This is a genomic window from Ferrovibrio sp. (genome assembly GCF_029255545.1).
Classification (GTDB): domain Bacteria; phylum Pseudomonadota; class Alphaproteobacteria; order Ferrovibrionales; family Ferrovibrionaceae; genus Ferrovibrio.
In genome coordinates this window covers 28,903-33,277 of the sequence record NZ_JANLJJ010000020.1, presented here as the reverse complement: position 1 = coordinate 33,277, position 4,375 = coordinate 28,903, and the positions used below count along the sequence as shown (strand labels likewise).

General features: G+C 65.9%; 5 protein-coding genes and 1 other RNA gene. 4 read left to right on the top strand and 2 right to left on the bottom strand.

The features are described from left to right. Nucleotides 1-15: 15 nt before the first annotated feature. Both Q1J79_RS03210 and Q1J79_RS03205 read right to left on the bottom strand, forming a co-directional pair. On the bottom strand, nt 16-1,641 hold the full coding sequence (locus Q1J79_RS03210) for an acyl-CoA synthetase (protein WP_300296397.1): 1,626 nt from the start codon (nt 1,639-1,641) through the stop codon (nt 16-18). A 98-nt stretch (nt 1,642-1,739) separates the two neighbouring features. Next, nucleotides 1,740-2,513, bottom strand: coding sequence for a sulfite exporter TauE/SafE family protein (locus Q1J79_RS03205; protein WP_300296394.1), 774 nt, complete (start codon nt 2,511-2,513; stop codon nt 1,740-1,742). 139 nt (nt 2,514-2,652) lie between these two features. Between Q1J79_RS03205 and Q1J79_RS03200 the strand changes: the two genes are divergently transcribed. From Q1J79_RS03200 to Q1J79_RS03185, 4 genes are all read left to right on the top strand, one after another. Then, on the top strand, nt 2,653-3,195 hold the full coding sequence (locus tag Q1J79_RS03200; protein WP_300296390.1) for a hypothetical protein: 543 nt from the start codon (nt 2,653-2,655) through the stop codon (nt 3,193-3,195). A gap of 26 nt (nt 3,196-3,221) precedes the next feature. After that, a complete protein-coding gene (locus Q1J79_RS03195) occupies nt 3,222-3,557 on the top strand; it encodes a cell division protein ZapA (protein WP_300296388.1) in 336 nt (111 codons plus the stop codon). Between the two features lie 13 nt (nt 3,558-3,570). Further along, nucleotides 3,571-3,728, top strand: a non-coding RNA gene (gene ssrS / locus Q1J79_RS03190) — 6S RNA. A 25-nt stretch (nt 3,729-3,753) separates the two neighbouring features. Continuing rightward, nucleotides 3,754-4,359 (top strand): 5-formyltetrahydrofolate cyclo-ligase, encoded by a 606-nt coding sequence (locus Q1J79_RS03185; protein ID WP_300296385.1) that lies wholly within the window; start codon nt 3,754-3,756, stop codon nt 4,357-4,359. Nucleotides 4,360-4,375: the final 16 nt, after the last annotated feature.

Here is a 4,375-nt window from a genome sequence, read left to right as displayed (position 1 = left end):
TATTCGCCTGTGCGGTCAGGTCAGTTTTCTGGCCTGTTCGCGCAGCTCGAATTTCTGGATCTTGCCGGTCGAGGTTTTCGGCAGCGCGCTGAACACCACGGTCTTCGGCACCTTGAACCGGGCCAGCCGCTCGCGGCAGAAGGCGATGATGTCGTCGGCTGTCGCGCTGGCGCCGTCCTTGAGCGTGACGAAGGCGCAGGGGGTTTCGCCCCAATGCGCGTCGGGCCGCGCCACCACGGCGGCTTCCAGGATGTCGGGGTGCATGTACAGCACGCCTTCCACTTCCAGCGTGGAGATATTCTCGCCACCCGAAATGATGATGTCCTTCGAGCGGTCCTTGATCTGCATGTAGCCGCCGGGGTGCAGCACGCCCAGATCGCCGGAATGGAACCAGCCGCCGGCGAAGGCTTCCCGTGTGGCGTTGGGATTCTTCAGGTAGCCTTTCATCACCACATTGCCGCGGAACATGATCTCGCCCATGGTCTCGCCGTCTTCCGGCACGCGCTGCATGGTTTTCGGGTCGAGCACCGTGACGTCCTCTTCCACGTGGTAACGCACGCCCTGGCGCGCCTTCATCGCCGCCTTGTCGGGCAGCGCCAGCCTGTCCCATTCCTCATGCCAGTCGCAGACCACGGCAGGGCCGTAAACCTCGGTCAGGCCGTAAACATGGGTGACGTCGAAACCCATGCTCTCCATTGCCGCCAGCACCGCGGCCGGCGGGGCGGCGCCGGCGGTCATGCATTTCACGCCGGGCTTCAGCCTGGCCTTCACGTCGGCCGGCACGTTGATCAACATGGTCAGCACGGTGGGCGCGCCGCAGAAATGCGTCACGCCCTGGTTGACGAAACTGTCGAAGATCAGCGCCGGGTCCACCTTGCGCAGGCAGACATGCACGCCGGCCAGCATGGTGATGGTCCAGGGGAAGCACCAGCCGTCGCAATGGAACATCGGCAGGGTCCACAGATAAACTGGATGCTTGGGCAGGTTCCAGGTCACCGCGTTGCCCATGGCATTCAGGTAGGCGCCGCGATGATGCGTCACCACGCCTTTGGGGTTGCCGGTGGTGCCCGAAGTATAGCCCAGCGAGATGGCGTCCCATTCATCGCCCACGTTGCGCCAGGCCCAGTCCGGATCGCCCTCTTTGAGGAAATCCTCGTATTCGATCTCGCCGAACAGCTCGCCGGTGCTGCACAGATGATCGTCGATATCGATCAGCAGCGGCTTGTTGCTCGACATATGCACGGCGGCCTTGGCGACGGCGCTGTATTCCCGGTCGGTCAGCAGCACCTTGGCCTCGCCGTGTTCCAGGATGAAGGCGATGGCGGCGGCGTCGAGGCGGGTATTGATGGCGTTGATCACCGCGCCGGTGGCGGGAATGCCGAAATGCGCCTCCAGATGCGCCGGCGTGTTGGCGGCGATGATCGCCACCGTGTCGCCGCGCCTGATGCCGCGCTTCTCCAGGGCCGAGGCGAGCCGGCGGCAGCGTTCGTAAAGCTCGGCATAGGTATAGCGCAGCCGGCCATGCACCACGGCCAGCCGGCCAGGGAAGACCTCGGCGGTGCGGCGCAGGAAGCTCAGGGGTGAGAGCGGCTCGTAATTGGCCGGGTTCTTGTCCAGATCGCGGTCGTAAATCGTGCTCATACGTTTCCCCCTGCCTGAACCTGCGGCTTTGCGATTGGCGGCAGGCTAGACCAGCTTATGCGCCGGCGGCAACGGCCGCGGCGGGTTGTCTGTCAGTGCTACGGGAATTTGAGCCCCAGCCCATCGGCCAGCAGTTTTAGGCCGCACAGGAAGATGATCGCGTTGACCGACTGGTAGAACAGACGGTCGCTCAGCTTGTGGTGCAGCCACAGGCCCAGATAGACCCCGCCGATCGCCACCGGAATGAGGATCAGCGAGGTTCCCAGGTTGGCCGGCGTGAACTGGCCCAGCCACCAGTAGGGTACCAGCTTCACGTAGTTGATCACGGCGAAGAAGATCACCGTGGTGCCCATGAAGATGGTTTTGTCCAGCCGCAGCGGCACCATGTAGATCATCAGCGGCGGATTGCCGGCATGGGCGATGAAGCTGGTGAAGCCGGAACAGGCGCTCCAGAACAGGCCCTTTGGCAGGCTGTGCGGCGCCGGCGTGTCGTTGATGCGGCCGAACCAGCGCTGCAGCGGGAATAGCACGGCCACCGCGCCGACGATCAGCTGGATCGCCTGGTTGTCGACCCAGCGCGCCGTCAGCGTGCCGATGCCCACGCCCAGCAGGCCGCCGGTCAGGATGGTGGGCAGGCAGCGGCGGTCCCATTTGCCACGAAATCCCCATAATCCTGCGAGATCCATGGCGCACAGCACGGGTAGCATCACGGCGGCCGCCTGCAGGGGCGGCAGCAGCAGGCTGATCAGCGGCAGCGCGATCAGCGCCGAACCGGGGCCGAAGCCGCCCTTGCTCAGGCCCACGATCAGCACGGCGGGAAAGGCCGCGGCATAGAACCAGGGATCGGTGATCATCGGCAGGGAAGGCAACATGAGGCGGCCGGAACAAAGAGGGGTTGAAACCGTTGGGTATCCGGGTGCTTTTCCGGGCGGTTCGGTTGACGCTGCAACAGCGCGAAGTTTATCTTCCATATCAAGTTTGTCGTACAACACCAATCAGCAGAAAGAGCCTATGCAGACTGGCGTCTCCGCAGCGGTTGCCGCGATGGAGCAGGCGGTGCGGCGTCTCGATGCCGCCCTGGCGCAGCGCGTGAGCGCCTTCCGCGCCCTCGCCGAGCAGCATGGACTGGCCGCCGCAGAACTGAAAACCCTGCGCGAGAACCTGCAGGCCGCCCGCGAGGAAGCCGACAGCCTGCGTGAACGCGCTGCCTTGGTCGATGCCCTGCGCGAGGAACTGGCGCAGATCCAGCGCGAGGAAGGCGAGCGGGGCGATTCCGGGCCGGGCGAACCGCGGCAGGCCGTTGCCGATGCCGAGATCGCCGCGCTGAAAACCGAGCGCGATGCCCTCCAGGCGCGGCTGGATGCGGCTGTCCCGATGGCTGTCCCGCCCGGCAGTCCCGGCGGCGCTGGCGAGATCACGGCGCTGAAGGCGGAACTGGCGGCGGCGCGTGCCGCGCAAAGCGAGATGCAGGCCTTCCAGACCGGCATCGCGGCGCGGCTGGAAGCGACGATGGCGCGGCTGCGCCAGGCGCTCGACAGCCAGGTCCCAGGCTGAGATCTGGGCTGAGAACGGAGGCTGCAATGGCTATGGTAAAGGTCACGGTCAACAGCCGCCTCTACGAGATCGGCTGCGACGATGGCGAGGAAGATCAGGTTCGCCGCCTGTCGCAGGTTCTGGACGGTCGCGTGCGCGAACTGGCGGCCCTGGTCGGCCAGGTCGGCGAGGCACGGTTGATGCTGATGACGGCGCTGACGCTCGCCGACGACCTGGAGCAGGCCCAGCGCGACGTGGCGGCCATGCGGCAGGAGGTGGCGGCCTTCCAGGCGGAGCAGAAAACCGCCACGGAAGGCGCCGATGCCCTGGTCGGGCTGGCAAAACGGCTGGAAGACATTGCCGCCAAGCTGGAGAGCACCTAAATTAAGAGCAGGACGGGCGCTGCCCGGTGCGTCAGGTTTACATAACCCTGGGGCCAATGCTCATCTCTAGGGAGCTGTCCCTGCCGGAACCGTGGTTCCGATCATACGGCGCCCACCTGGTACGCCAGGCCACAGAGGTTAGTTCATACCAACGGCCAGGGTGGACCCGTCCGCTTCCTCCCGCCAACCTCGCTTGATGATCCCCGATTCCGATCCCGACCTTGATCGCCGCAAGGCTGCCCTGCGCGCGAAGCTGCGGCAGCGTCGCCGCGCGGCGAATGCCGCCAATGGCCTGGCGATTGCCGCCCTGGCCGCCGAGCGGTTCCTTGCCGCCATTCCGGTGCGGGCGGGACAGGTCGTGGCGGGCTACTGGCCGATGGAGGATGAGCTTGATCCGCGTCCGCTGATGCTGGCCTTGCAGCAGCGTGGCACGATCCTCCTGCTGCCCGGGGTGGCCACGCAGAAGGCGCAGCCGCTGGTCTTCCGCCGCTGGGATGATATATCGACCACGCCGCCGGCCGGGCGCTTCGGGATTCCCGCGCCGCCTGCGGATGCGCCAGTACTGATGCCCGATATCCTGATCGTGCCGCTGGTCGGCTTCGATGGGGCGGGGCACAGGCTGGGCCTGGGCGGCGGATTCTACGATGCCACCCTGGCCGCCCTGCGTGCTGCCGGCGATCCCGTCCTGGCGGTCGGCTATGCCTTCGCGGTGCAGCAGGTGGCGGAATTGCCATCCGGGCCGCTGGATGAAAGACTGGACTGGGCGGTGACCGAGCGCGGCGCGCTCGCCTTTGAACGATGAGGTCCTTGCAGTGAAG

Excerpts from the sequence above, each read along its gene's own strand:
- Q1J79_RS03210 (WP_300296397.1), bottom strand. The coding sequence starts at position 1,641 with ATGAGCACGATTTACGACCGCGATCTGGACAAGAACCCGGCCAATTAC.
- Q1J79_RS03205 (WP_300296394.1), bottom strand. The coding sequence starts at position 2,513 with ATGTTGCCTTCCCTGCCGATGATCACCGATCCCTGGTTCTATGCCGCG.
- Q1J79_RS03200 (WP_300296390.1), top strand. The coding sequence starts at position 2,653 with ATGCAGACTGGCGTCTCCGCAGCGGTTGCCGCGATGGAGCAGGCGGTG.
- Q1J79_RS03195 (WP_300296388.1), top strand. The coding sequence starts at position 3,222 with ATGGCTATGGTAAAGGTCACGGTCAACAGCCGCCTCTACGAGATCGGC.
- Q1J79_RS03185 (WP_300296385.1), top strand. The coding sequence starts at position 3,754 with ATGATCCCCGATTCCGATCCCGACCTTGATCGCCGCAAGGCTGCCCTG.